Annotated in this window: 16 protein-coding genes; 10 read left to right on the plus strand and 6 right to left on the minus strand. The window is 61.2% G+C overall.

Annotation, left to right across the window (positions count from 1 at the left end):
- Positions 1-95 precede the first annotated feature (95 nt).
- From AC13Q5_RS13355 to AC13Q5_RS13390, 8 genes are all read left to right on the plus strand, one after another.
- Complete coding sequence (locus AC13Q5_RS13355) at positions 96-434, plus strand: ArsR/SmtB family transcription factor (protein ID WP_075853710.1); 339 nt, start codon at positions 96-98, stop codon at positions 432-434.
- A gap of 70 nt (positions 435-504) precedes the next feature.
- On the plus strand, positions 505-1,401 hold the full coding sequence (locus AC13Q5_RS13360) for a LysR family transcriptional regulator (RefSeq protein WP_075853711.1): 897 nt from the start codon (positions 505-507) through the stop codon (positions 1,399-1,401).
- Between the two features lie 160 nt (positions 1,402-1,561).
- Complete coding sequence (locus AC13Q5_RS13365; RefSeq protein ID WP_488501938.1) at positions 1,562-2,041, plus strand: formate dehydrogenase subunit gamma; 480 nt, start codon at positions 1,562-1,564, stop codon at positions 2,039-2,041.
- Positions 2,038-3,594 carry a formate dehydrogenase beta subunit gene (locus AC13Q5_RS13370; protein ID WP_488501939.1) on the plus strand — a complete coding sequence of 519 codons (1,557 nt, stop codon included), beginning with the start codon at positions 2,038-2,040 and terminating at the stop codon, positions 3,592-3,594. The genes AC13Q5_RS13365 and AC13Q5_RS13370 overlap by 4 nt, the downstream gene beginning before the upstream one ends.
- A 5-nt stretch (positions 3,595-3,599) precedes the next feature.
- The gene (gene fdhF / locus AC13Q5_RS13375; RefSeq protein WP_488501940.1) at positions 3,600-6,479 is read left to right on the plus strand and encodes a formate dehydrogenase subunit alpha; all 2,880 of its coding nucleotides are present in this window, start codon (positions 3,600-3,602) and stop codon (positions 6,477-6,479) included.
- 229 nt (positions 6,480-6,708) lie between these two features.
- Complete coding sequence (gene fdhD / locus AC13Q5_RS13380; protein WP_488501941.1) at positions 6,709-7,536, plus strand: formate dehydrogenase accessory sulfurtransferase FdhD; 828 nt, start codon at positions 6,709-6,711, stop codon at positions 7,534-7,536.
- Positions 7,526-7,792 carry a formate dehydrogenase subunit delta gene (locus tag AC13Q5_RS13385; protein ID WP_457882178.1) on the plus strand — a complete coding sequence of 89 codons (267 nt, stop codon included), beginning with the start codon at positions 7,526-7,528 and terminating at the stop codon, positions 7,790-7,792. Before fdhD ends, AC13Q5_RS13385 begins: the two co-directional genes overlap by 11 nt.
- A 219-nt stretch (positions 7,793-8,011) precedes the next feature.
- Positions 8,012-9,673, plus strand: a complete 1,662-nt coding sequence (locus tag AC13Q5_RS13390) for an OFA family MFS transporter (RefSeq protein ID WP_488501942.1) — start codon at positions 8,012-8,014, stop codon at positions 9,671-9,673.
- 78 nt (positions 9,674-9,751) lie between these two features.
- Here the strand turns inward: AC13Q5_RS13390 and AC13Q5_RS13395 are convergent, their stop codons facing one another.
- From AC13Q5_RS13395 to AC13Q5_RS13420, 6 genes are all read right to left on the minus strand, one after another.
- On the minus strand, positions 9,752-11,425 hold the full coding sequence (locus AC13Q5_RS13395) for a methyl-accepting chemotaxis protein (RefSeq protein WP_488501943.1): 1,674 nt from the start codon (positions 11,423-11,425) through the stop codon (positions 9,752-9,754).
- 298 nt (positions 11,426-11,723) lie between these two features.
- Positions 11,724-12,200, minus strand: a complete 477-nt coding sequence (locus AC13Q5_RS13400) for a chemotaxis protein CheW (RefSeq protein WP_069612887.1) — start codon at positions 12,198-12,200, stop codon at positions 11,724-11,726.
- Between the two features lie 329 nt (positions 12,201-12,529).
- Positions 12,530-13,465: an arginase gene (gene rocF, locus AC13Q5_RS13405; RefSeq protein WP_488501944.1), complete on the minus strand. Its 936-nt coding sequence runs from the start codon at positions 13,463-13,465 to the stop codon at positions 12,530-12,532.
- Positions 13,466-13,688: 223 nt separating this feature from the next.
- Positions 13,689-17,873 (minus strand): translocation/assembly module TamB domain-containing protein, encoded by a 4,185-nt coding sequence (locus tag AC13Q5_RS13410; RefSeq protein ID WP_488501945.1) that lies wholly within the window; start codon positions 17,871-17,873, stop codon positions 13,689-13,691.
- A 65-nt stretch (positions 17,874-17,938) separates the two neighbouring features.
- Complete coding sequence (locus AC13Q5_RS13415; protein WP_488501946.1) at positions 17,939-19,864, minus strand: autotransporter assembly complex protein TamA; 1,926 nt, start codon at positions 19,862-19,864, stop codon at positions 17,939-17,941.
- A gap of 320 nt (positions 19,865-20,184) precedes the next feature.
- Positions 20,185-20,484 carry a YMGG-like glycine zipper-containing protein gene (locus AC13Q5_RS13420; protein ID WP_069612891.1) on the minus strand — a complete coding sequence of 100 codons (300 nt, stop codon included), beginning with the start codon at positions 20,482-20,484 and terminating at the stop codon, positions 20,185-20,187.
- 297 nt (positions 20,485-20,781) lie between these two features.
- On the opposite strand from AC13Q5_RS13420, the gene AC13Q5_RS13425 reads away from it, so the two are divergent.
- Positions 20,782-21,270 (plus strand): (2Fe-2S)-binding protein, encoded by a 489-nt coding sequence (locus tag AC13Q5_RS13425; protein ID WP_075853722.1) that lies wholly within the window; start codon positions 20,782-20,784, stop codon positions 21,268-21,270.
- 84 nt (positions 21,271-21,354) lie between these two features.
- Positions 21,355-23,700, plus strand: coding sequence for a xanthine dehydrogenase family protein molybdopterin-binding subunit (locus tag AC13Q5_RS13430; protein ID WP_075853723.1), 2,346 nt, complete (start codon positions 21,355-21,357; stop codon positions 23,698-23,700).
- Positions 23,701-23,709: the final 9 nt, after the last annotated feature.

Here is a 23,709-nt window from a genome sequence, read left to right on the forward strand (position 1 = left end):
GGACCTTTTTTGGTTTTCCATGTGTTTTTGAATAAGCTTCTGATTTGATAATATTATAAGCATACCTCTGGGGATTTCTTACTAGAGGCTGTGTTATGTCGTCGTCTCTACCGCAAAGCGGTGAAGCGGAACGTGATGTCGAGGAAATGACTGATAGGGCGCGAAAGGCGAGCGCCCTGCTGAAAGCGCTATCGCATGAGACCCGCTTGGCAATTCTTTTCATGCTTGCCAAGCACGAGAAAACGGTGATGGAGCTCGAGGCTCTTCTTGATCTGCCGCAGGCTGTTGTGTCGCAGCATTTGGCACGGCTTCGCCTGGACAAGCTGGTCGATACGCGTCGCGAAGGGCGGCTCATCCACTATGCCGTCGCACGGTCGGAAATCTGCGCCGTCGTCGATTCGCTGCAGAAAGCCTTCTGTCAGAGCGATCGCTGAGGCCTGAAGCGGCCTTGCATGTTGCGCTCGCCATGCTGCCGGTCTAACTCTTTCGTTGCGGGAGAGTGGGATGATCGAGAAGCTGGAATTCTTCATAGCGCTGGCGAATCAGAAGCATTTTGGCCGCGCAGCCGAAGAATGCGGTGTGACGCAGCCGACCTTGTCTGCGGCCATCCGCCAGTTGGAGGACCAGCTCGGCGTGATGCTTGTCAGCCGTGGCTCGCGCTTTCAGGGGCTGACGCCCGAAGGGCAGCGCGTGCTCGAATGGGCGCGCCGCATCGTCGGCGACAGCCGCACCATGCGCGAGGAGATGCGCGCGGCACGCAAGGGCCTTGCCGGCCATATCCGGATCGCGGCCATTCCGACGGCCCTTGCCATGGTGCAGAAAATCACCACGCCTTTTCAGGAACGGCATCCGGACGTCACCTTCTCGATCTTATCGCGCAACTCGCTGCAAGTGTTGAGCCTGCTCGAAAACCTCGAGATCGATGCCGGCATCACCTATCTGGAAAATGAGCCGCTTGGCCGCGTCACTAGCGTGCCGCTCTATGCCGAGCGCTATCACCTGATCACCGCGGCGGGCAGCCCGTTTTCGGAGCGCGAGAGTGTGACCTGGAAGGAAGTGGGCGATCTTCGGCTTTGTCTATTGACCGCCGACATGCAAAACCGTCGTATCATCAACCGGCATCTCGCTGAGGCTGGTGTCACAGCCAGTCCGACGCTCGAATCCAACTCGATGATCGTGTTGTTTTCCCATGTGCAGACCGGGCGTTGGGCGAGCATCATGCCGAAGAATATCGCCGATTCCTTCGGCTTTCCGGCCGATATCCGCAAAATCCCGATCACGGAGCCGGATGCGGAACATCTCGTCGGGCTGGTCGCCACGCACCGCGAACCCTTCACACCGCTTGTCTCTGCCTTGTTGCATGAGGCGAGATTGCTCGCAGAAGGCGAGAAGCATCGATAGAAATTTTCTATCGAGCGACGGGACTGCCTTATTGATCCTTTGCCTTCTCCCTGCGAGCTTATCTCCGTGGCGTGTCGATCGCGCGCCAGGAGGAAGTGCCGCATAGGTCTTTTCCGAAGATTCGCCTTCGATCTTCGGAGCTATGCGCGGGAGGCTGCTAATGAGTTTGAATCAGGCCGCGGGCGATGTCGCAACCCGCGCCGGGACCATCATCGATAGCATGAAATCGATGGAGGGGCCGCTTTTGCCGATCCTGCACGGGATTCAAGAGGAATTCGGCTATGTGCCGCAGGATGCGCTGCCGCTGATCGCCAAGGCGCTGAACCTTTCGCGCGCCGAAGTGCATGGCGTGATGACCTTTTATCATGACTATCGCGATCACCCCGCCGGCCGCCATGTCCTCAAGCTCTGTCGCGCCGAGGCCTGTCAGTCGATGGGCGGCGATGTATTGGCGGAGCGCATCAAGCGGCTCCTGGGCATTGATTTCCATCAGACCACGCTCGATGGCAGCGTCACGCTGGAGCCCGTCTACTGTCTCGGGCTCTGCGCCTGCGCGCCGGCGGCGATGCTCGATGGCGAACTCTATGGCCGGCTCGACGATGAAGGCGCCGACGACCTCGTGAAGGAGGTGCGCCAATGACACTCACCATCTATATCCCTCGCGATGCTGCCGCCCTTTCGCTCGGCGCGGACAAGGTTGCAAAATCCGTCGATCAGGAAATCGCCAAGCGTGGCCTCGATGCGCGCATCGTACGGAACGGCTCGCGCGGCATGTTCTGGCTCGAGCCGCTGGTCGAAGTTGAGATCGACGGCAAGCGCATCGGCTATGGGCCGGTGAAGGCCAAGGATGTCGCCGCACTCTTCAACGCCGGGCTCGCCGAAGGGGGCGAGCATCCGCTCTGTCTTGGGGAGGTCGAAAGCCTCCCATTCCTCAAAGAACAGACCCGCCTGACCTTTGCTCGCTGCGGCATCACCGATCCGCTTTCCCTGCAGGATTATGAAGCTCATGGTGGCCTGAAAGGCCTGCGTCGCGCCATCGGTATGGCATCGAGCGATATCGTCAAGAACGTCACCGATTCCGGCCTGCGCGGCCGTGGCGGCGCAGGCTTTCCGACCGGCATCAAGTGGAAGACGGTACTCGACGCGCCGGGGACACGCAAATACATCGTCTGCAATGCCGACGAAGGTGACAGCGGTACATTCGCCGACCGGATGATCATGGAGGGCGATCCCTTCGTGTTGATCGAGGGTATGGCGATCGCAGGTCTCGCGACGGGCGCGACCAAGGGCTTCGTCTATACGCGCTCGGAATATCCGCATGCGATCGCTGCCATGACCGAAGCGGTCGAAATCGCCCGCAAGGCCGGCATTCTCGGCGCTTCGGTGCTTGGTTCCGGCAAGGCGTTTGATATGGAAATCCGCACCGGCGCCGGCGCTTACGTCTGCGGAGAGGAAACGGCGCTGCTGAACAGCCTTGAGGGCAAGCGCGGCATCGTGCGCGCCAAGCCGCCGCTGCCGGCGCATAAGGGCCTGTTCAACTGTCCGACCGTCATCAACAACGTGATCTCGCTCGCCTCAGTCCCCATCATCATGGACAAGGGCGCGGCTTTCTACCGCGATTTCGGCATGGGCCGTTCGCGCGGCACGATCCCTCTGCAGATTGCCGGCAACGTCAAGCATGGCGGCCTCTACGAGACGGCCTTCGGCCTTTCGCTTGGCGATATCGTCGACCGGATCGGTGGCGGTACGGCGACGGGCCGACCGGTCAAGGCGGTGCAGGTCGGCGGCCCGCTCGGGGCCTATTTCCCGCGCGCTCTGTTCGACACGCCGTTCGACTATGAAGCCTTCGCGGCCAAGGATGGTTTGATCGGCCATGCCGGCATCGTCGTTTTCGACGATACCGCCGACATGCTGAAGCAGGCGCGTTTCGCCATGGAGTTCTGCGCGGTCGAAAGCTGCGGCAAGTGCACGCCCTGCCGCATCGGCTCGACGCGCGGCGTCGAGACGGCCGACAAGATCGCGCAAGGGATCGAGCCCGAGAAGAACAGGATTCTGCTCGCCGATCTCTGTAACACGATGAAGTTCGGCTCGCTCTGCGCGCTCGGCGGCTTCACACCCTATCCCGTGATGAGCGCGATGACCCATTTCCCGGAGGATTTTTCTCCGGCTCCCTTGATTGAAGCGGCGGAGTAAGATCCATGTCCCTCGTTCCAGAAATCGACTACGGCACGCCGGCCTCCACCTCCGAAACCATGGTGACGCTGACCATCGACGGGCGCCAGATCAGCGTGCCTGAGGGCACCTCGATCATGCGCGCCTCGATGGAAGCCGGCATTCAGGTGCCGAAGCTCTGCGCCACTGACATGGTCGATGCTTTCGGTTCCTGCCGCCTCTGTCTCGTCGAGATCGAAGGCCGCAACGGCACGCCGGCCTCGTGCACCACGCCGGTCGCACCCGGCCTCGTCGTGCACACGCAGACCGGCCGGCTGAAGGACATCCGCCGCGGCGTGATGGAGCTCTATATTTCCGACCATCCGCTCGACTGTCTGACCTGCGCCGCCAACGGCGATTGCGAGCTGCAGGACATGGCAGGCGCCGTCGGTCTGCGCGATGTGCGCTACGGCTATGAGGGCGATAATCACGTCAAGGCGCGCAACAACGGCGACATCAATCTGAAATGGATGCCGAAGGACGAATCCAATCCGTACTTCACCTATGATCCCTCGAAGTGCATCGTCTGCTCGCGCTGTGTGCGCGCCTGCGAGGAAGTGCAGGGCACCTTTGCGTTGACCATCGAGGGCCGTGGCTTCGGCTCGCGTGTCTCGCCCGGCATGCATGAGAATTTCATCGACTCGGAATGCGTTTCCTGCGGCGCCTGCGTGCAAGCCTGCCCGACGGCGACGCTGACCGAAAAGTCGGTGATCTCGATCGGCCAGCCGGAGCATTCCGTCGTCACCACCTGCGCCTATTGCGGTGTCGGCTGCTCCTTCAAGGCGGAGATGCGCGGTGAAGAGCTGGTGCGCATGGTGCCCTGGAAGGACGGCCAGGCCAATCGCGGCCATTCCTGCGTCAAAGGCCGGTTCGCCTATGGCTATTCGACCCACAAGGACCGCATCCTCAATCCGATGGTGCGCGAGAAGGTGACAGACCCCTGGCGCGAAGTGACCTGGGACGAGGCCTTTGCCCATATCGCCACCGAGTTCAAGCGGCTGCAATATCAATACGGCCGCGATTCCATTGGCGGCATCACCTCGTCGCGCTGCACCAATGAGGAAACCTACCTGGTGCAGAAGCTGGTGCGCGCCGGCTTCGGCAACAACAATGTCGATACTTGCGCCCGCGTCTGCCATTCGCCGACCGGCTATGGTCTCGGCCAGGCTTTTGGCACATCGGCCGGTACGCAGAATTTCGACAGCGTCGAGCATTCCGACGTCGTCGTCGTCATCGGTGCCAACCCGACGGATGGCCATCCGGTCTTCGGCTCGCGCCTGAAGAAGCGGCTGCGTCAGGGTGCCAAGCTCATCGTCATCGATCCGCGCCGCATCGATCTGGTGCGCACGCCGCATGTCGAGGCGAGCTATCACCTGCCGCTGAAACCCGGCACCAATGTCGCCGTGCTGACGGCGCTGGCTCACGTGATCGTCACCGAAGGCCTGTTTGACGAAAAATTCATCCGCGAACGCTGTGACTGGTCCGAGTTCGAGGATTGGGCAGCCTTCGTTTCCGAGCCGCAGCACAGCCCGGAGGAAACGGAAAAATACACCGGCGTTTCCGCGGAACTCGTGCGGGGTGCCGCTCGCCTCTTTGCGAAGGGCGGCAATGGCGCGATCTATTACGGCCTCGGCGTCACCGAGCACAGCCAGGGCTCGACCACGGTCATGGCGATAGCCAACCTCGCCATGGTGACGGGCAATATCGGTCGTCCCGGCGTCGGCGTGAACCCGCTGCGCGGCCAGAACAACGTGCAGGGCTCGTGCGACATGGGCTCTTTCCCGCATGAGCTGCCCGGCTATCGCCATATCTCAGACGATGCGACCCGCGATATCTTCGAAAAGCTCTGGGGCGTGAAGCTCAACAACGAGCCGGGCCTGCGCATCCCCAACATGCTGGATGCCGCCGTCGACGGCACGTTCAAGGGCCTCTATATCCAGGGTGAGGATATTCTTCAGTCCGATCCGGACACCAAGCATGTCGCCGCCGGCCTTGCCGCAATGGAATGCGTCGTCGTTCACGACCTCTTCCTGAACGAGACGGCGAATTACGCGCATGTCTTCCTGCCCGGCTCGACCTTCCTGGAAAAGGACGGCACCTTCACCAATGCCGAGCGTCGCATCAATCGCGTCCGCAGGGTCATGACCCCGCGCAACGGCTATGCCGACTGGGAAGTAACGCAGAAGATGGCGCAAGCCATGGGCCTCGGTTGGAACTATACGCATCCGTCCGAGATCATGGACGAGATCGCGGCGACGACGCCGAGCTTTGCCCTGGTGTCCTACGATTATCTGGAAAGGATGGGCTCGGTGCAGTGGCCCTGCAACGAGAAGACGCCGCTTGGCTCGCCGATCATGCATGTCGACGGCTTCGTGCGCGGCAAGGGCAAGTTCATCCGCACGGAATATGTCCCGACCGACGAGCGCACCGGCCCGCGCTTCCCGCTGCTGCTCACGACCGGGCGCATCCTCAGCCAGTACAATGTCGGCGCGCAGACGCGGCGCACCGAGAACGTCATGTGGCATGCGGAGGATCGACTGGAGATCCATCCGCACGATGCCGAGCAGCGCGGCATCCGCGAAGGCGACTGGATCAAGCTCAGCAGCCGCTCGGGTGACACGACGCTTCGCGCGCTGATTACCGATCGTGTTGCGCCCGGCGTCGTCTACACGACCTTCCACCACCCGGACACGCAGGCGAACGTCATCACGACAGACTACACCGACTGGGCGACGAACTGCCCGGAATACAAGGTGACGGCGGTGCAGGTCTCGCCGTCGAACGGCCCGTCGCAGTGGCAGGTCGAGTATGATGAGCAGGCCCGGCAGTCGCGGCGCATCGTCGGGAAGATGGAGGCGGCTGAGTGAGCCGAAGTGTGGGGAAATATACCCCCCTCTGTCGCTTTCGCGACATCTCCCCCACAAGGGGGGAGATTGTTGGGAGTTTGCCTGGTGTCACTCGCAAGACCATAGGCAGCGATTTTAGCAGACTGAATGTTCGCTTGAGGCAAGAGAGCACTGCGCATTACCAATCTCCCCCCTTGTGGGGGAGATGTCACGAAGTGACAGAGGGGGGTATTCCACGCCCCATCGTCCAATGACCAAATTCACGCCCACAACGACCGTTCCCGAAACAGCCCGCCGCAACGGCCTGGTGCGTTCGGGTACGCGCATCGTCCCCGAGGAAGTGCCGATCGCCTTTTCCTATGGCGGCACCTCGCATGCGGTCATGATGGGAACGCCTGCCGATATCGAGGATTTTGCTGTCGGCTTCAGCCTGACCGAGGGCATCATTACCGATATGGATCAGATTGCGGCCGTCGAACCAATGGAGGATGAGCAGGGGATCGACGTGCAGATCACTTTGGTCGACGATGCCGCGGACGCCTTGCGGCTCCGCCGCCGCCACATGGCAGGTCCTGTCGGTTGTGGGCTCTGCGGAATCGAATCGATCGAGCAGGCGGTGCGCAAGGTGCCGGATGTATCAAAGGTCGCCTTGAAGCTGACGCAGAAGGATATTGTCAGGGCCATTGCTCTGCTCAATGATGCCCAGCCGCTGCATCGCGAGACGCGAGCCGTGCATGGCGCAGGCTTCTATATTCCCTCCGAGGGGTTGCTTGCCGTGCGCGAGGATGTCGGCCGGCACAATGCGCTCGACAAGCTCTGCGGTGCGGTCATCCGTTCTGGTCGCAAGGGCGCTGATGGCGTAGTGGCTGTGACCAGCCGCCTGTCTGTCGAAATGGTGCAGAAGGCAGCGATATTGGGTAGTTCCGTGCTGGTCGCCATTTCCGCGCCGACGGCGCTGGCCATTCGCACAGCCGACGAGGCCGGTATGACGCTGGTCGCGCTGGTTCGCGGCGAGGATTTCGAGATTTTCACCCATCCGCATCGCATTATCACGGGGAGCATCGCTGATGTCGCCTGACGAAACGCCGCACGGCAAGACCGAAACCAAACTCATCTACATGGCGAACCAGATCGCCACCTTTTTCAAGACGCAGCCGGCAAACGAAGCGGCGCAGGGGGTTGCCACTCATATCAACAAATTCTGGGAGCCGCGCATGCGCCGTCAGCTGTTTGCGATCATCGATCATGGAGACAGCGGGTTGAGCCCTTTGGTCCTGGAGGCCGCCTCGCTGATCCACAGGCCCGCGCCGGCCGAGGAAGTTAAGTCGGCTTAATATTAGAGCGTGATCCCGAAAAGTGTAGGCGGTTTTCGGACGACATCGCGCTCTACTTCTTTGATTCTAGAGCGGATTCAGATTTTAGGTCGAACAGACCTAAAATCATCCGGCTCTAGCATTGATGGTGCATCGGGATGGAGAGTGGAGGCCCCATCCTCGAATGCGATTCCTGTTGAGGGAAGGGGTGCCGGTCTTTGAAGCAAGGAGGAGTTGTTCATGGCGGCTGCGGATACGAATATTTCCCGAGGCACGGCGACGGCGGGTCTGCTCGATCGTGAGCGCATCATTGCCAAACCGGGCTTCAACCGATGGCTTGTGCCGCCGGCTGCGCTGGCGATCCATCTCTGCATCGGCATGGCCTACGGCTTCAGCGTCTTCTGGCTGCCGCTCTCCAAGGCGCTCGGCACCCCGACGCCGGCTCCGACCGAATGCGCGAACCTCAATCTTCTGACCGCCCTGTTTACGACAAGCTGTGACTGGCGCGTCAGCGATCTCGGCTGGATCTATACACTCTTCTTCGTACTGCTCGGCTCTTCCGCTGCCATCTGGGGTGGGTGGCTCGAGAAGGTCGGGCCGCGCAAGGCCGGCGTGGTCGCCGCCTGCTGCTGGTGTGGCGGTATCTTGATTGCGGCGATCGGCGTCATGTTCCACCAGCTCTGGGTCATGTGGATCGGGGCCGGCGTCATCGGCGGTATCGGGCTCGGCCTCGGTTACATCTCGCCCGTGTCGACACTGATTAAATGGTTTCCCGATCGGCGTGGCATGGCGACCGGCATGGCGATCATGGGCTTTGGCGGCGGCGCGATGATCGGCGCGCCGCTCGCAAGCCTGCTGATGAATCATTTCCGCACCGATGGCTCCGTCGGCGTCTGGCAGACCTTCATCGTCATGGCGGCGATCTATTTCGTCTTCATGATGGGCGGGGCCTTCGGCTATCGCCTGCCGCCCGCCGGCTGGCGTCCCGAGGGCTGGACGGCCCCTGCCGCCAAGAGCTCGATGATCACCACGAAACATGTGCATCTTCGCGATGCCCACAAAACCCCGCAGTTCTGGCTGATCTGGGCGGTATTGTGCCTCAACGTCTCGGCCGGTATCGGCGTCATCGGCATGGCGTCGCCCATGTTGCAGGAGATTTTTGGCGGAGCATTGATCGGCCTGCCGGATCTGAAATTCGCCGATCTCAGCAAGGACCAGATCGCCACTGTCGCGGCGATTGCCGCCGGCTTTGCCGGTCTGCTGTCGCTCTTCAATATCGGTGGGCGCTTCTTCTGGGCGTCGCTGTCCGACAAGATCGGCCGCAAGAACACCTATTATTGCTTCTTCGTGATTGGCATTGCGCTTTATGTTCTGGCTCCCTGGGCGGCCGGCATCCATAGCAAGGTGCTGTTCGTGGGCGCGCTTTGCATCATCCTGTCGATGTATGGCGGCGGCTTCGCGACGGTCCCCGCCTATCTCGCCGACATCTTCGGCACGCAGTTCGTCGGCGCGATCCATGGTCGGCTGCTGACGGCCTGGGCGACGGCCGGCATCATCGGGCCGGTCGTGGTCAACTATATTCGCGAGGCGCAGAAGGCTGCCGGCGTCGAAGGTGCGCAGCTCTACACCTTCACCATGTACATCCTTGCGGGCATGCTGGCTCTGGGCTTGATTGCCAACTCGCTGGTCAAGCCGCTCTCGGACAAGTGGTTCATGTCGGATGAAGAGGTGGCGGCGCTGCAGGCAAAGACCGCTGCTGCCAATGCCGGCCCCACCGGCTCCTTCGGCATCGGCACGGGCGGCTTCGACGGCAAGGCGCTGGTCGCCTGGGCGCTGGTCGGCATTCCGCTGCTCTGGGGTGTGTGGGTGACGATCAAGAGCACTTACGCCCTGTTCGGCTGAGACAAGTCTTGTGAAAACGATGAAGCCGCCCAGTTAGGTCTGGGCGGCTTCATGCTTCTTAATGAGCTGTGGCGTCGGTCAGGCCGCGCGGCGCATCACCACATCGCGGATCATCGAGTCTGCCAGGCGGAATTGGGCCAGCAGCATATGCAGCGCATCCGCCTCGTTGGCGAGCCTGAGGCTTGCCGCCGTGCTTTCCTCGACCATGGCGGCGTTCTGCTGGGTGGTCTGATCCAGCGAGTTGATCGCCGAATTGATTTCCCGAAGGCCAATCGTCTGTTCCTTCGAAGCCTTCACAATGGCGTCGACGTTGGTGTTGATATCGCCGACCTGGGTGACGATCTGCTCCAATGCCTTGCCCGTCTGGCCGACAAGGCCGACGCCGTTCTTAACGTGCTCGCTGGAGGTGGTGATCAACGCCTTGATCTCCTTGGCGGCGCTGGCCGAACGCTGCGCCAGTTCTCGCACTTCCTGGGCGACAACGGCAAAGCCCTTGCCGGCTTCGCCGGCTCGTGCTGCCTCGACGCCGGCATTCAGTGCGAGAAGGTTGGTCTGGAAGGCGATATCGTCGATGACGCCGATAATATTGGTGATCTCGCGAGAAGATTTCTCGATCTGGTCCATGGCGGCGACGGCGTTGCGGACCACCGTACCGGATTCTTCGGCGCCGCGCTTGGTCTCGGCCACCAGGCGTCCGGCTTCCTCGGCACGCTGGCTGGAATCGGCGACCGTCGTGGTGATTTCTTCCAGGGCCGCCGCTGTCTCTTCCACGGAGGCCGCCTGCTGTTCGGTGCGCCGTGAGAATGCCTCTGCCGAGTCTCCGAGCTCGCGGGAGCCGGCAGCGATGGCGCTGGCATTGTGGCCGACGGTGGTTAGTGTCTCGGAAAGCTTCTCGATCGTCGCGTTGAAATCGTGGCGAAGCTGCTCCATGGAGGGCACGAAGGCACGCTCAAGCGTTTTCGTCAGATCGCCTTCCGACAGGCTGCGAAGTGCGCCGGCAAGTTCGCTGATGGCGCTCATGCGCGAGGTGACGTCGGTCGCGAATTTCACGACCTTGTAGACCCTGCCTTCGGCATCGACGATGGGATTATAGGCCGCCTGGATCCAGATTTCCTTGCCCCCCTTGCCGTAGCGGACGAATTCGTTGGCGATGAACTCGCCCTGCGCCAGGCGCTGCCAGAAGCGCTTGTATTCCTCGGTGCGGGCATAGGTCGGATCGCAGAAAATGCTGTGATGCTTGCCGACGATCTCGCCCGGCGCATAGCCCATGGCATTGCAGAAGTTCTCGTTCGCGGTCAGGATTTCGCCGGTCGGCAGGAATTCGATGACGGCCTGCGAGCGCGAGAGCGCCTCGAGCTTACTGGCATCGTCGATCGCCTTCTTCCTGGCTTCGGTGACATCGGCTGCGAATTTTACAACCTTCACCGGCTTTCCGTTACGGAAGACGGGGTTGTAGGAGGCCTGTATCCAGATCTCGCGATTGCCCTTGGCAAGACGCCTGTAGGTGCCGGCATCGTATTCGCCACGGCCGAGACGCGCCCAGAAATCATGATAGGCCGGCGTCGTGACATAGGCGGGATCACAGAACATCCGGTGATGATTGCCGACGATCTCCTTCAGCTCATAGCCCAATGCTCGGCAGAAATTCTCGTTTGCGGTCAGTACTTTACCCTGAAGGTCGAATTCAATGATAGCCTGTGATTTGGAAACGGCGGAAAGAATACGGCTGGCATCCGATGATAGACTGAACATTCCTATTCCCTCTTAGAAGGCTCGCGTTTGTCGGGCGTCGATTCATGGCATCGAAGCGGGCGGCCGCGCTCGTCGGCACGCCGAAGAACGGCGTTCCGCAAGGGATGGTCGGAATGTTGAAATTGTATTTTCTTTCCTCGCTTCACAATCGATGATGGAGTTGCCTCCTTTAATTTCGGGTAAAAATTAGTTCATTAGAAATTATAATTTAAATAAAATATAACTAACTAAAATTAGAGGAAAATAAAAAACCGCCGTGAAAGAGCGGCGGTTTCTTAAAAAGGACTGTGCTGCGAAGTTATGCGGCGAGTTCGTCTGTTTCGTTTTCCTTGAACATCTTGGCGAGGTTCAGGAAGCAGATCATTCCGTTCTCGGTGGCGATGATGCCTTCGCAATAGGCGCGATCGAAGGAGGCTGTGACTTCCGGGACCGGCTGCACCTGGCTGGAGGCGATCGTCAGGATGTCGGAAACGCGGTCGACCAGCATGCCGATGACCATATTGTGGACTTCGGCAACGACGATGGCGCTGCGCTCATTGGCGACCGTGCTCTGCATGCCGAGCTTGTAGGCGAGGTCGATGATCGGGATGACCGAGCCGCGCAGGTTCATGACGCCGATGACATCGGCCGGTGCGTGTGGGATCGGCGTTGATGGCGCCCAGCCGCGGATTTCGCGGATCGTGGTGGTCTTGACGCAGAATTCCTGATCATGCAGCCGGAAGGCAATGATCTCCAGAGTCTCGCCGCTGAAGCTGGTGGAATTGATCGTGGCCATGAACGTTCTTCCCATTGAACCGTGACGCCGAATCCGACGTGTTGTTGGCACGATAGAGCAAGAACATTGCTTAAACCTAAATCTATACAAGCTGTTTCGACTGTATAAGTAGGCAGAGCACGATGCCGGCAGCATGGAGTTGTAAAGGGAGACTTGGTCACCCGCCCTCGTGGTTCGAGATGGCCCTTTGGGCCTCGTCACCATGAGGGCTGGTCTTCTCGATCTGCCGGAGAGGAGAACGGTAAGCCGCATCAAAGATGTAGCTCACTCCATCCTCACCCTGAGCTTGTCGAAGGGCGAGGAGGCCTCGAGGGAAAAATGAGCCGCCTTTAGGCGGCCCGGGTCGGACGATCGAAAATGCGCCGGCCAAAGAGGCTTGCCGCCATCTCCACGAGCACGCGGGCGCTCTTGCCGCGGTCATCGAGGAAGGGGTTGAGTTCGACGAGATCGAGCGAGGAGACGAGATTGCTGTCGGAGAGCATTTCCATGATGAGATGCGCCTCGCGATAGGTCGCGCCGCCCGGCACGGTCGTGCCCACGCCCGGCGCGATATCGGGATCGAGGAAATCGACATCGAAGCTCACATGCAGCAGGCCGTTGGCGGCACTGACGGTATCGAGCACCTTGCGCATGATGGCGGCAACACCCTGTTCGTCGAGCGAGCGCATGTCGAAGACATTGACGCCGTGTTCGCGGATTTCCTCGCGCTCGCGCGGGTCGACGGAACGGATGCCGACCTGGAAGACCTTCGTCGGATCGACCAGCGGCCGGCCGGTCGGCAACACGCCTTCAATCTCGGCCTCACCGCAATAGTAGGCAACAGGCATGCCATGAATATTGCCCGAGGGCGAGGTGGCGGGCGAATTGAAATCGGAGTGCGCGTCGAGCCAGAGCACGAAGAGCGGGCGACCGACTTCCGCCGCGTGGCGGGCCATGCCGGAGACGCTGCCCATGGAAAGACTGTGATCGCCGCCAAGGATCAGCGGGAAGCTGCCGGAGGACGCGACGTCATAGACCTTTGCTTCGAGTGCGCGCGTGAAGGCGCCGACGATTTTCAAATTATGAGCGTGGGGATGCTCCGGCAGGTCTGTCGCCGCCGCCGGATGCAGGTCGCCGCTATCCGTGACGCGATGGCCAAGCTCGGTCAGTGTGGTTTCGATGCCGGCGATGCGAAGTGCGGTCGGACCCATGCCGGCGCCGCGGCGGCCGGAACCCTCCTCCAGGGGAACGCCGATCAGGGTAACGGGAGTGGATTGCGTATTCATCGGCATTGCTCCGAGGGTTAGAGGCTGTTGGCGCGCATTATCGATTTTCAGCATGACAGCAAAAAGATGGAAAATTGTCGAAAACTGACTGACTTTTGGCGATTTGGTCAATTCGATTTAGCAAAAATGACAAACACACGGGCGACCCTGACATCAATCTCCCGGTTCGCCGAATAGTAACGTGCGGATGGGGCGACTGATGAGGCGCGAGCGGATTTATGCTTCAATACTCATGTTCGTAGACAATGCCGGCTTCGCCGGCGCCGTCCGAACCCGCCGCACCGCGCAGCTTCACGCCGCGCCCGACATTGAGATTGATGATCGCCTTGGTGTTGTTGGAAGCGCCCTGCTGCAGCTCGATATAGGTGCGTTTGTTCAGATACTTGCCGGCGCCAACCTGCGCCTGGCCGTTCGCATCCGTCGAGATGTCCAGATCATCGACACCGAGATGGCTTCGCAGGCCTTCGAAGAGCGAGGTGGAGCGTCCGCCGGCCAGCTGGCTGGCGGCATCGGCAAGCTGGGCGATCTGCATGGCCGATAGTTTCGACATGGACTGGCCGAAGATCAGCTGCGCCAGCACCTCGTCCTGCGGCAGCGCCGGCGACGAGGAAAAGCCGATCTGCGGGTCGGTTGCCAGACCGGTGACATCGACCGTTATCGTGGTGGAGCCTGCCGTCGATGTCGCTTCCATGCTGAGCGCCGGCGTCAGGTCGCCGCCGAAAGTGATCTTGCTGGTATCGGTGAAATCCAGCCGGCGGCTCAAGATGGTCAGACGCCCGCGCCGCATGGTGAAACCGCCGGATACCACAGGCTCCGCCGCCGTGCCGCGCACCGTGATGCTGCCGCCGAGTTCGGCGTCGATGCCGCGGCCGCGCACGAAGATCTGCGAGGGTGCATCGAGTTGCAGGTCGATGCCGAGGGTGGTCGATTTGCTGCGCGGCGCCTCCGGCTTCTGGTCCTTGAACTGGGCGTTGACCGCAGCCGGCGCATTCTTGTGCTTGATGTTGATCTCCGACAGCGAGGCTGGCAACTTCTGTGGCACGGTAATCGATGCCTTGTTGATCCGCAGATTGCCGGTCAGCATCGGCGCGGTCATCAGCGGTCCCTTGATGCCGAGCGTGCCGTTGACGGTCGCGGCGACGAGGGTTCCGTCGACATAGGTCGCGTTGTTGAATTTCATCTGAATATCGGCGGGGAAGCCGCTATCCGAGGTAATGCCAACCGTGCCGCTGCCGGAAATGCTGCCGCCGCTGGTGAGGTTGCCGCTCAACCGCGAGATGACGGCCTGCCTGCCATCGAGTGTCACAGTGACGGCAAGGCCGCTGAGCGTCAGGTTTCGCCTGACATCGACCAGCTTGGCTCCGTCGGTGGTAATCGAGCCTGATATGGCGGGTGCCGCTGTCGTGCCGCCGATCTGCATGTCGATTTTCGCCGTACCCGTCATGACCAGGCCCTGGGCGGCCAGCTGGCCTGCCAAGGCGTCGAACGGCAGATTACCGGCAAACTTCAACGCCATCGCCTTGTTGCCGGCAATGGCGACGCTGCCGCCGCCATTCAGCGCCAGGCCGCTCTGGCCGGTCAGGTTGGTGTTGATAGTCACGACGTTGTCGGCGAATTTGCCGTCGGCCTTGATGCCGAGCGGCGCGAGGCCAGCGGATTTCGTCTGGCTTGTTGCCGCCCCCGACCAATTGGTCTGGAAGACAACGGCGGGCGAGGTCGCCTTGCCGGTAACTGCCAGCGTGCCGGAGATGACGCCCTCCGCCGCAAGCGTCGGTGCAAAGGCATTGGCAAGGCTCGCCGGCAGGTTGGCGATTTTTGCATTGATGTTCAGAGCCTGCCCGGCGGTGCCGTCAACGGTCACCGAGCCGCCGCCGGTCTGGAGGGTCAGGCCGTTCAGCGAGGCGATGCGGTCCTTGATGACGACCTTCGTCGGCGATGCGAGCTTCACTGGTATCGTGCGCGGTGCGCCTGCAAACGAGTCGAGGTTTACCGTCGTCTGGCCGCCAGCCGTTTCGACGCTGCCGCGTGTCGTCAGCGGCGCGTTATCATAGGTCGATTTCAGATCGAAATCCGTGCGGCTGCCCTGCTGGGTAAAGGTCAGGTTGAGATCGGCGATGCGGTTGGCGCCGGAGGCGATCGTATCGGCGCGGATGCTGCCATTGGCGGAGAAGGCCTTGAGATCATCGACGGCAAGCGCCACGGCCGGCTTGCTGATGACGAGATCGTCGCGGCGGATGCCGCTGCCGTTGGCATTGACTTTCAGGCCGATCTTGCCGTTGGCGCTGGCAATATCGAGCGAGCCCTTGAGGTCACCCTCGGCCTTCTGTCCGGCAAGTGCGGCCAGCAGGCTGAGATCCGGCAGGTCGAAGGTCAGTGCACCTGTCGGCTCGAAGCTCGGCGACAGATCCAGCTTGCCCTGCAGCTTGTTGGTGCCGATTTCGGCTGTCAGGGACGGAATGCTGGTGCGGCTATCCTTGGAAACGGCGTCGGCAGTGATGCGGATCGGCTTGCCGTCGATCGCGCCGCTTGCTTGAACCTTCGCCTGCGGTGCCTTGGGGTCGGCGGTGCCGGTCAGGTTAACGTCGAGCGTATCCAGCAACCGTCCCGCCAGCTTGACATTGACGGCCTTGACCGTCGCGTTGATGCCGAGCGCGGAAAGCGGACCCTTGGCCTTGAGGCCGATATCGGCCTGTCCTTGCGCATTCGGGACCAGCTTGGAGAGGTCGAGCACCTTGCCCGATAGATCTGTGGTCAGCGACTGCTCATTGAGCGCGACATTGCCGTTGATCTCGGCAACGTTGGATTTCACCGCAAGATTGGAGAGCGTCATCTTGGCCGGCACCGTGCCCGCGACCTGGCCCTCCAGCGAAATCGTGCCCTCGAATTTGTCCGACACGCCATCCGGCAGCACGCCGGGGAGGGCGAAGAGCTTGAAATTACCCGTCAGCGCCTTGGACGACAGCGTGTACTTGCCGTTGACCGTGCCGCCGATGCTGGCGCTTTCGAGCGTCGTATTGTTGAAGCCAATCGTATCGGGCGAGAGTTGCAGCGGTGCAGTCAGCGCAATCGGTGCACGGATGAGGCGATTGAGGTCGGGACTGACGAAAGCTGTCTGACCGACGACGAGGCGAAGCTGCAGCGGACCGGACATGCCGTTGAGATTGAAGGCATCGCTTCTGGCGCTGAGATTGATCTGCCCGATATTGCCCTGCGGCGTGCTGGCGCTGTCGAGCGCGGCCTTGGCATCTATCTTTACCGATTGGGCAGCGCCCGTCAGCGCGATGTCGACCCGCGAAATCAAGGCGCGGACCTCGCCGTCTTCCATCGGCCAGCGGAAATCGACGGGACCGGAGGTGCCGATCAGATTGGCATTGAGGCTGTTGTTTCCGGCGGGATCGAGCGTGCCCGATGCGGCAAGCACGGCGCTGCCGGTGGCGAGATTGCCGGTCTGAATATCGATCTTGCCCTTGCCGTCGAAGGTTGCCGAGAGATCGATGGTGGTCTGGCCGGCAAAGAGCGCCCGCATGGTCGGCGGCAGCAGCGAATCGACGTCGCCGCCGCCCTTGACGTCGATATGGTGCAGGCCGTCGGCCGAGAGGCTGTGGTGACCGCTGATGGTAACCGTCGGCTTGCCGTCGAGTGCCGCCTGCAGCTTGCCCGCCCAATTGGAGAGGGGGCCTTCGCCGGAAAGATCAATATTGACGGCCGGGCCGCCCGGCAGGTGCAGAAGGCCGGCCAGCATGCCGTCGCGCGGCTCGGAAATCTGCGTCTTCAGTTTCAGCTGGTTCTCGGCCGGTGCGAAGGCGATATCGGCGGAAAGCTTGGCATCCGGCACATCGTGCCTGGAGGCATTGAGCGTCAAACCCATGCTGCTGCTGTTTGCCTTGACGCTGCCATCGGCGGCCAGAATGAAATCCTGTCCGGCAACAGCCTGTCCGATGCGCAAGTCAGGCAGAGCGATCTTGCCGACATCGACGGCGATGGGCAGGGAGAAACCGCTAGAGCTTGCCGGCTGCGTTGCCGGTGCGGGTGCGGCCGTCGAAACCGGCAGCCGTTGGAAATCGACGACATCGGCTGCGACGCGATCGGCATGGAAGGTGCCGGTCAGCAAAGATAACGGAGACCAGTCGATGGCAAGGTTCTGCACCTTGGCATAGGGGCCTTTGGTGTCGGATACGGTGATCGAGCCAATCCTCAGATTGCCGTTCAGCAGTCCGGAGGGCGCGGCGATGGCGATGGTGCGATCCGACGTCGAGGCAATCTTCGCCACCTGGTCGATCGCATAGCCGGTTGCGGAGGGTACCAGACCGACGACGAGCACAGCCGCAACCACGAGCAAAAGGATTGCCACGATCGCATAGGCGAGCCAGCGCACCAATTTCCCGAGGATTCGAATCAATATGCTCATGAAAGCGACAGTAACCCCAATTTCGTAACCGTGTGCTGAAACGTCCGCGACAACTATACGGTTTGTCAGAAGGCCTGGCCGATGCCGGCGTAGATGCCATAAGATGTGCCGTTGTCATATTTCTTCAACGGCACGGCGACATCGAGCCTGATCGGGCCGAAGGGCGTAGCGTAGCGCAGGCCGACGCCAGCGCCAATGCGCAGATCGGAAAAGTCGGGGAAGGCGGTGTCGGTGACGCTGCCCATGTCGACGAAGGGCACGACACCGATCGTGTCGGTGATCTTCACGCGGGCTTCGAAGGAGGCCGTCACGTAGGAGCGTCCGCCCGTTTCGTCACCATTGGAGTTATAGGGCGAGATCCCCTGATAGCTGTAGCCGCGCACCGAGCCACCGCCGCCGGCATAGAAGCGCCGAGTGGCGGGAATGTCGTCGATGCTGTTTGCGCCCAGCAATGTACCGGCGGAGAGCTTGCCGGCAAAGACGACGTTATTGTTGGCGCCGACGCCCTTATAGCCGCTGATCGATCCTTCGAAGGAGCTGAAGATCGAGCCGCCCATCGCCTCATAGCTTGGCTTGGCGCTGATCGAGGCGCGATAGCCTTCGGTCGGGTCCAGCTTGTTGTCGCGCGTGTCGCGGACATATTCGAGTGGGATCGCAATCGTCAGGTAATTGTGTTTTCCGAAGGCGTCGGTCGTGTCTCTTTCGTAAGACACTTCGCCGCCGGCGGAAACGGTATCCTGATCGTTGATTTCGTAAGCGAGACCGCCGCTCGCCGTCACGGTGTCGGCGTCATAGGCATCCGGATGCAGGCTCTGCATCTTGAGGGCCCCGGTAAAGGTTGCCGAGGGATAGAAGGTTGCCGGCCGGACATAGGTAATGCCGGCGGTGTAATCGAGCTTTCCGACATCCGTGGTCTCGCCGATGCGGGAGACGGATCCTTCGATGCGCAGCGAGTCGGCACGGCCGGTCAGATTGCGATGTCCCCAATAGCCGCTCAGGCCGAAACCGTCGATTGTGGAATATTGCGCGCCGGCGCCGAAGAAGCGCTGCTTGCCTTCCGAGACCTCGATGGTCGTCGGGATGCTGCCGTCAGGCGCCAGCTTGTCGGCCTCACGGATGGTGACGCTGGAGAAGACACCGAGCTTCCTCAGGCGATCCGACGCCTTTTTCAATTCGTCCGGCGAGTAGGGCTTGCCTTCGTTGATGCGGGCATAGCGCTTGATGAAATCCGGATCGACCGATTTCTGGCCGGTGACACCGACATTGCCGAAGGGAGCGACGGGGCCGCTCTCGACCTGCAGCGAAACGTCGACGGTATTGCTCGCATGGTCGGCAACGACATCACGCTTGTCGAGCTTGGCGAGCGGATGACCCTCATTCTTGAAATCGGCGACCATCTTGTCGCCTGCCTTCAGAATGGTCAGCGAGCCGGCATCGCCGCCGCGCACGAGACCATAATTAGCCGGGTCCAGCCGGGCGGCGTCGCCGAGCAGGTTGATCCTGCCGAGTTTGAAGACGGGGCCGGGATCGACGCTGATCGTGACGGCAACCGGCTTGGCGCGGCTGAAGGTCGGTGTCGGGGGCAGGGCATCCAAGGGGGTGCCGTTGACGGTGATCGTGACCACGCCGCCGTAACGGGCCTTCTCATAAAGTGTCGCGATGAGGCGATCCCGATCGTCACGCGCCTTCACGACCACGCCAAGGTCGCCGGATACGGGCTTTTTTTCATCGGAAACCAGCATCGAGCTTTCGCTCAATGCGTCCTTGAGATCCTTGTCGAGATTGTCGGCCTTGAAATCGACCGTGTAGTGGACGGGATCGGAAACCTGATCCGCCGTTTCGTCCTCACCCCAGAGCCTCATACCGAAGAGCTTGAATGCAAAGGCATTTTGGGCGCACACCGGACCGAGCGCGAGGGCTGCCGCAACCGCTGCCACGGTTCCTGCCTGCCGATACGCAATACTCTTTCTCGGTTCAGTTCTTTTATGCATACGCCGCTTTACGGTTACATGAGAACTTACGCAGTTTGACGTTTCCCGGGAGTTAACGCGCGGCCACCATAGAGGCAAAAGACGCTCAGGTGTACCGTTTTGGAGTCAAAAACCTGGAAAATATGCCCGGTATTGGGTGAAACGCCAATGTTTCCGTCAGAGTTCTCATGTATTCGAGCGGTCTGAAAAACAGCGTCCATGGGTTGTCCCAGCCATGCGGCGGGCGGGTTTGATGCCGGTTCCGCAGCCATTTATCGGCCGGAATCAAAAAGTCCCGGACTTGCCGTCCGGGACTTTCGAAAACTTCCTGCTGGGATCGATCAGTAGCCGCCGTAACCGCCGCCATAGCCACCGCGATAGCCGCCACGCGGGCAATCGTCGATGTAGCGACGACCGTAGCGGTCACGGTAGTAGCACTGGCCGGGCTGTTCCTGGACGCTGCCGATGACGGCGCCGGACACGCCGCCGATCGCTGCACCGACTGCCGCGCCACGGACGTTGCCGGTGACTGCGCCGCCGATGATCGCGCCAGATGCTGCGCCGATACCAGCACCCTGTTCGGTCGGCGTGCAGCTTGCGATAGACAAGCCGACCAGTGCGAGCATAAGAACTTTTTTCATTTACTCTCTCCAACGTTAGTTAAGCCGAACCCCGGCCAACGTCGTCCCAATTCTTCAGCTCCACCACGATGGGCTGTCTTTACAGTCCTGCAATGATAGAAAATATCGTGCAAAATATGATTGTCTATTGGTGGACGTCAGTTTTTTTATTGCTGAACAAAGGCGGCTTTGGGCCTGGAGAATAAAACAGTCCTTTGCGAGCATAAAATCGGCCTCCTCTCTAAAGTAGAGGTTGATTGGATTGCGAAAAAGTCAAATGATACCCCTTGCCTCTGGAGGAGAGGCGAGGAGGAAAATATGGCAAAAGTGACTTTGACGGTGAACGGCCGTTCGGTCAGCAGCGAGTGCGAGGATCGCACGCTGCTTGTCCATTTCATCAGGGAAAAACTTGGCCTGACCGGAACCCATGTCGGCTGCGATACCAGCCAGTGCGGCGCCTGTGTCGTGCATATGGACGGCAAGTCGGTGAAGAGCTGTTCCATCCTGGCCGTTCAGGCCTCCGGCTCCAAGATCACAACCATCGAGGGTTTGGCCGCCAATGGCGAGCTGCATCCGGTACAGGCTGCCTTCAAGGAGCATCATGGCCTGCAATGCGGCTTCTGCACGCCGGGCATGGTGATGACGTCGGTCGACATGATCAACCGACATGGCGGCAAGCTGGACGAGAAGACGGTGCGCAGCGAGCTTGAAGGCAATATCTGTCGATGCACCGGCTATCACAACATCGTCAAGGCGGTGCTTTCAGCCAATGCCGAGATGAATGCCGCGAGCCAAGCGGCCGAATAGAGTTTCACCGAGACCGTCTGGCAGAGCGCCGATGATCGTCGTCTTGGCGTGGTGCCAGGCCCGCAACCCCGATGGGAGGATGTGATGGGCGTGGAAGGCATTGGCGCGCGCGTGGCGCGCAAGGAAGACAAGCGATTTCTGACGGGCAAGGGGCGCTACACCGACGATATGGTGACGCCGGGAATGAAATACGCTTATTTCGTTCGCAGCCCGCATGCGCATGCAAAGATCAAGGGTATCGATGCGTCGGCGGCACTTTCCATGCCCGGCGTGATCGGCGTGCTCGAGGGCAAGCAGCTGCTTGCCGACGGTATCGGCAACCTGATCTGCGGCTGGATGATCCATTCCAGGGATGGGTCGCCGATGAATATGGGCGCCTGGCGTCCCCTGGCGGTCGATACGGTCCGCTACGTCGGCGATGCCGTCGCGATCGTCGTTGCCGATAGTCTCGGCGAGGCGCGCGATGCGGCCGAAGCGGTAGAGGTCGACTACGAGGAGCTGCCTGCCGTCGTCGAGGCGGTGGATGCGCTGAAAGCCGGTGCGCCGCAGATCCATCCTGAGGCGGCGAACAATCTGATCTTCGACTGGGAGCTCGGCGATGCGGCAGCGACCGACAAGGCGATTGCCGAGGCCGCGCACGTCACCGAAATCGAGATTCACAACAACCGGCTTTCGCCGAATGCCATGGAGCCGCGCGCCACGCTCGGCATCTATGATGCTGCCGAAGACCACTATACCTGCTACACGACCAGCCAGAACCCGCATGTGGCCCGGCTCGTCATGAGCGCCTTCTACAATGTCGCGCCGGAAAACAAGCTGCGCGTCATCGCGCCCGATGTCGGCGGCGGCTTCGGTTCGAAGATCTACATCTATCCGGAAGAAATCGTCTGTCTCTGGGCGTCGAAAAAGACCGGCGTGCCGGTCAAGTGGACGGCTGATCGTACCGAAGCCTTCCTCACCGATGCGCATGGCCGCGATCATCTCTCCAAGGTGAAGATGGCCTTCGATGCGCAAAACCGCATGACGGCGCTGAAGGTCGACACGATCGCCAATCTCGGCGCCTACATGTCGCTCTTCTCCTCGGCGGTGCCGACCTACCTCTATGCGACGCTGCTGTCGGGCCAATATGACATCCCGGCGATCCATGCCAATGTCCGCACGGTCTATACCAATACCGTGCCGGTCGACGCCTATCGCGGGGCAGGGCGGCCGGAGGCGACCTATCTGCTCGAGCGCACCGTCGAAACGGCTGCGCGCGAACTTGGCGTTTCGCCAGCGGAGCTGCGACGGATCAACTTCATCCGTTCCTTCCCCCACCAGACGCCGGTCATCATGAATTATGACGCCGGCGACTACGAGGCTTCGCTCAACGCCGCCATGCAGCAGGCGGATTGGGCCGGCTTCCCGGCCCGCAAGACGGAAGCGGCCCGCCGCGGCATGAAGCGCGGCATCGGCATGAGCTGCTACATCGAGGCATGCGGCATCGCACCGTCGCAGGCTGTGGGGTCGCTCGGTGCCGGCGTCGGCCTGTGGGAATCGGCCGAGGTGCGGGTGAACGCCGTCGGGACCATCGAAGTTCTCACCGGCTCGCACAGTCACGGGCAGGGGCACGAGACGACCTTTGCGCAGCTGGTCGCCGACCGGCTTGGCGTGCCGATCGACAGCGTCTCCATAGTCCATGGTGATACCGACAAGGTGCAGATGGGCATGGGCACCTATGGTTCCCGTTCGGGTGCCGTCGGCATGTCCGCCGTTGTCAAGGCGCTCGACAAGGTGGAGGCGAAGGCAAAGAAGATCGCCGCGCATCTGATGGAGGCCGACGAAAGCGATATCGTCATCGAGAACGGCGAGCTGAAGGTCGCGGGCACCGACAAGGCGCTGCCCTGGTTCCAGGTGGCGCTCGCCTCCTACACGGCGCACAATCTGCCCGCCGGCATGGAGCCGGGTCTGAAGGAAACCGCCTTCTACGATCCCGCGAACTTCACTTTCCCGGCCGGCTGCTACATCTGTGAGGTCGAAGTGGATCCGGAAACGGGCAAGACCGAGATCGTGCAGTTCGTCGCGGCCGACGACTTCGGCAACATCATCAATCCGATGATCGTCGAGGGACAGGTGCATGGCGGCATCGCGCAGGGTATCGGCCAGGCGCTGCTGGAAGGCGTGCATTACGATGAGAGCGGTCAGCTTCTGACGGCGAGCTTCATGGATTACACCATGCCGCGCGCCGATGATCTGCCGTCCTTCCAGCTTTCGCATCAGAACACGCCGTGTCCGAACAATCCCCTGGGTATCAAGGGATGCGGCGAGGCGGGTGCCATCGGCTCGCCGCCGGCGCTGATCAACGCCATTACCGATGCCATCGGCAACAACACGCTGACCATGCCGGCAACCCCGCTCAAGGTGTGGGAAGCGGCACGGGCCACGGCCTGAGACAAGAGG

This window comes from Martinezella sp. CNPSo 3964 (assembly GCF_057784375.1).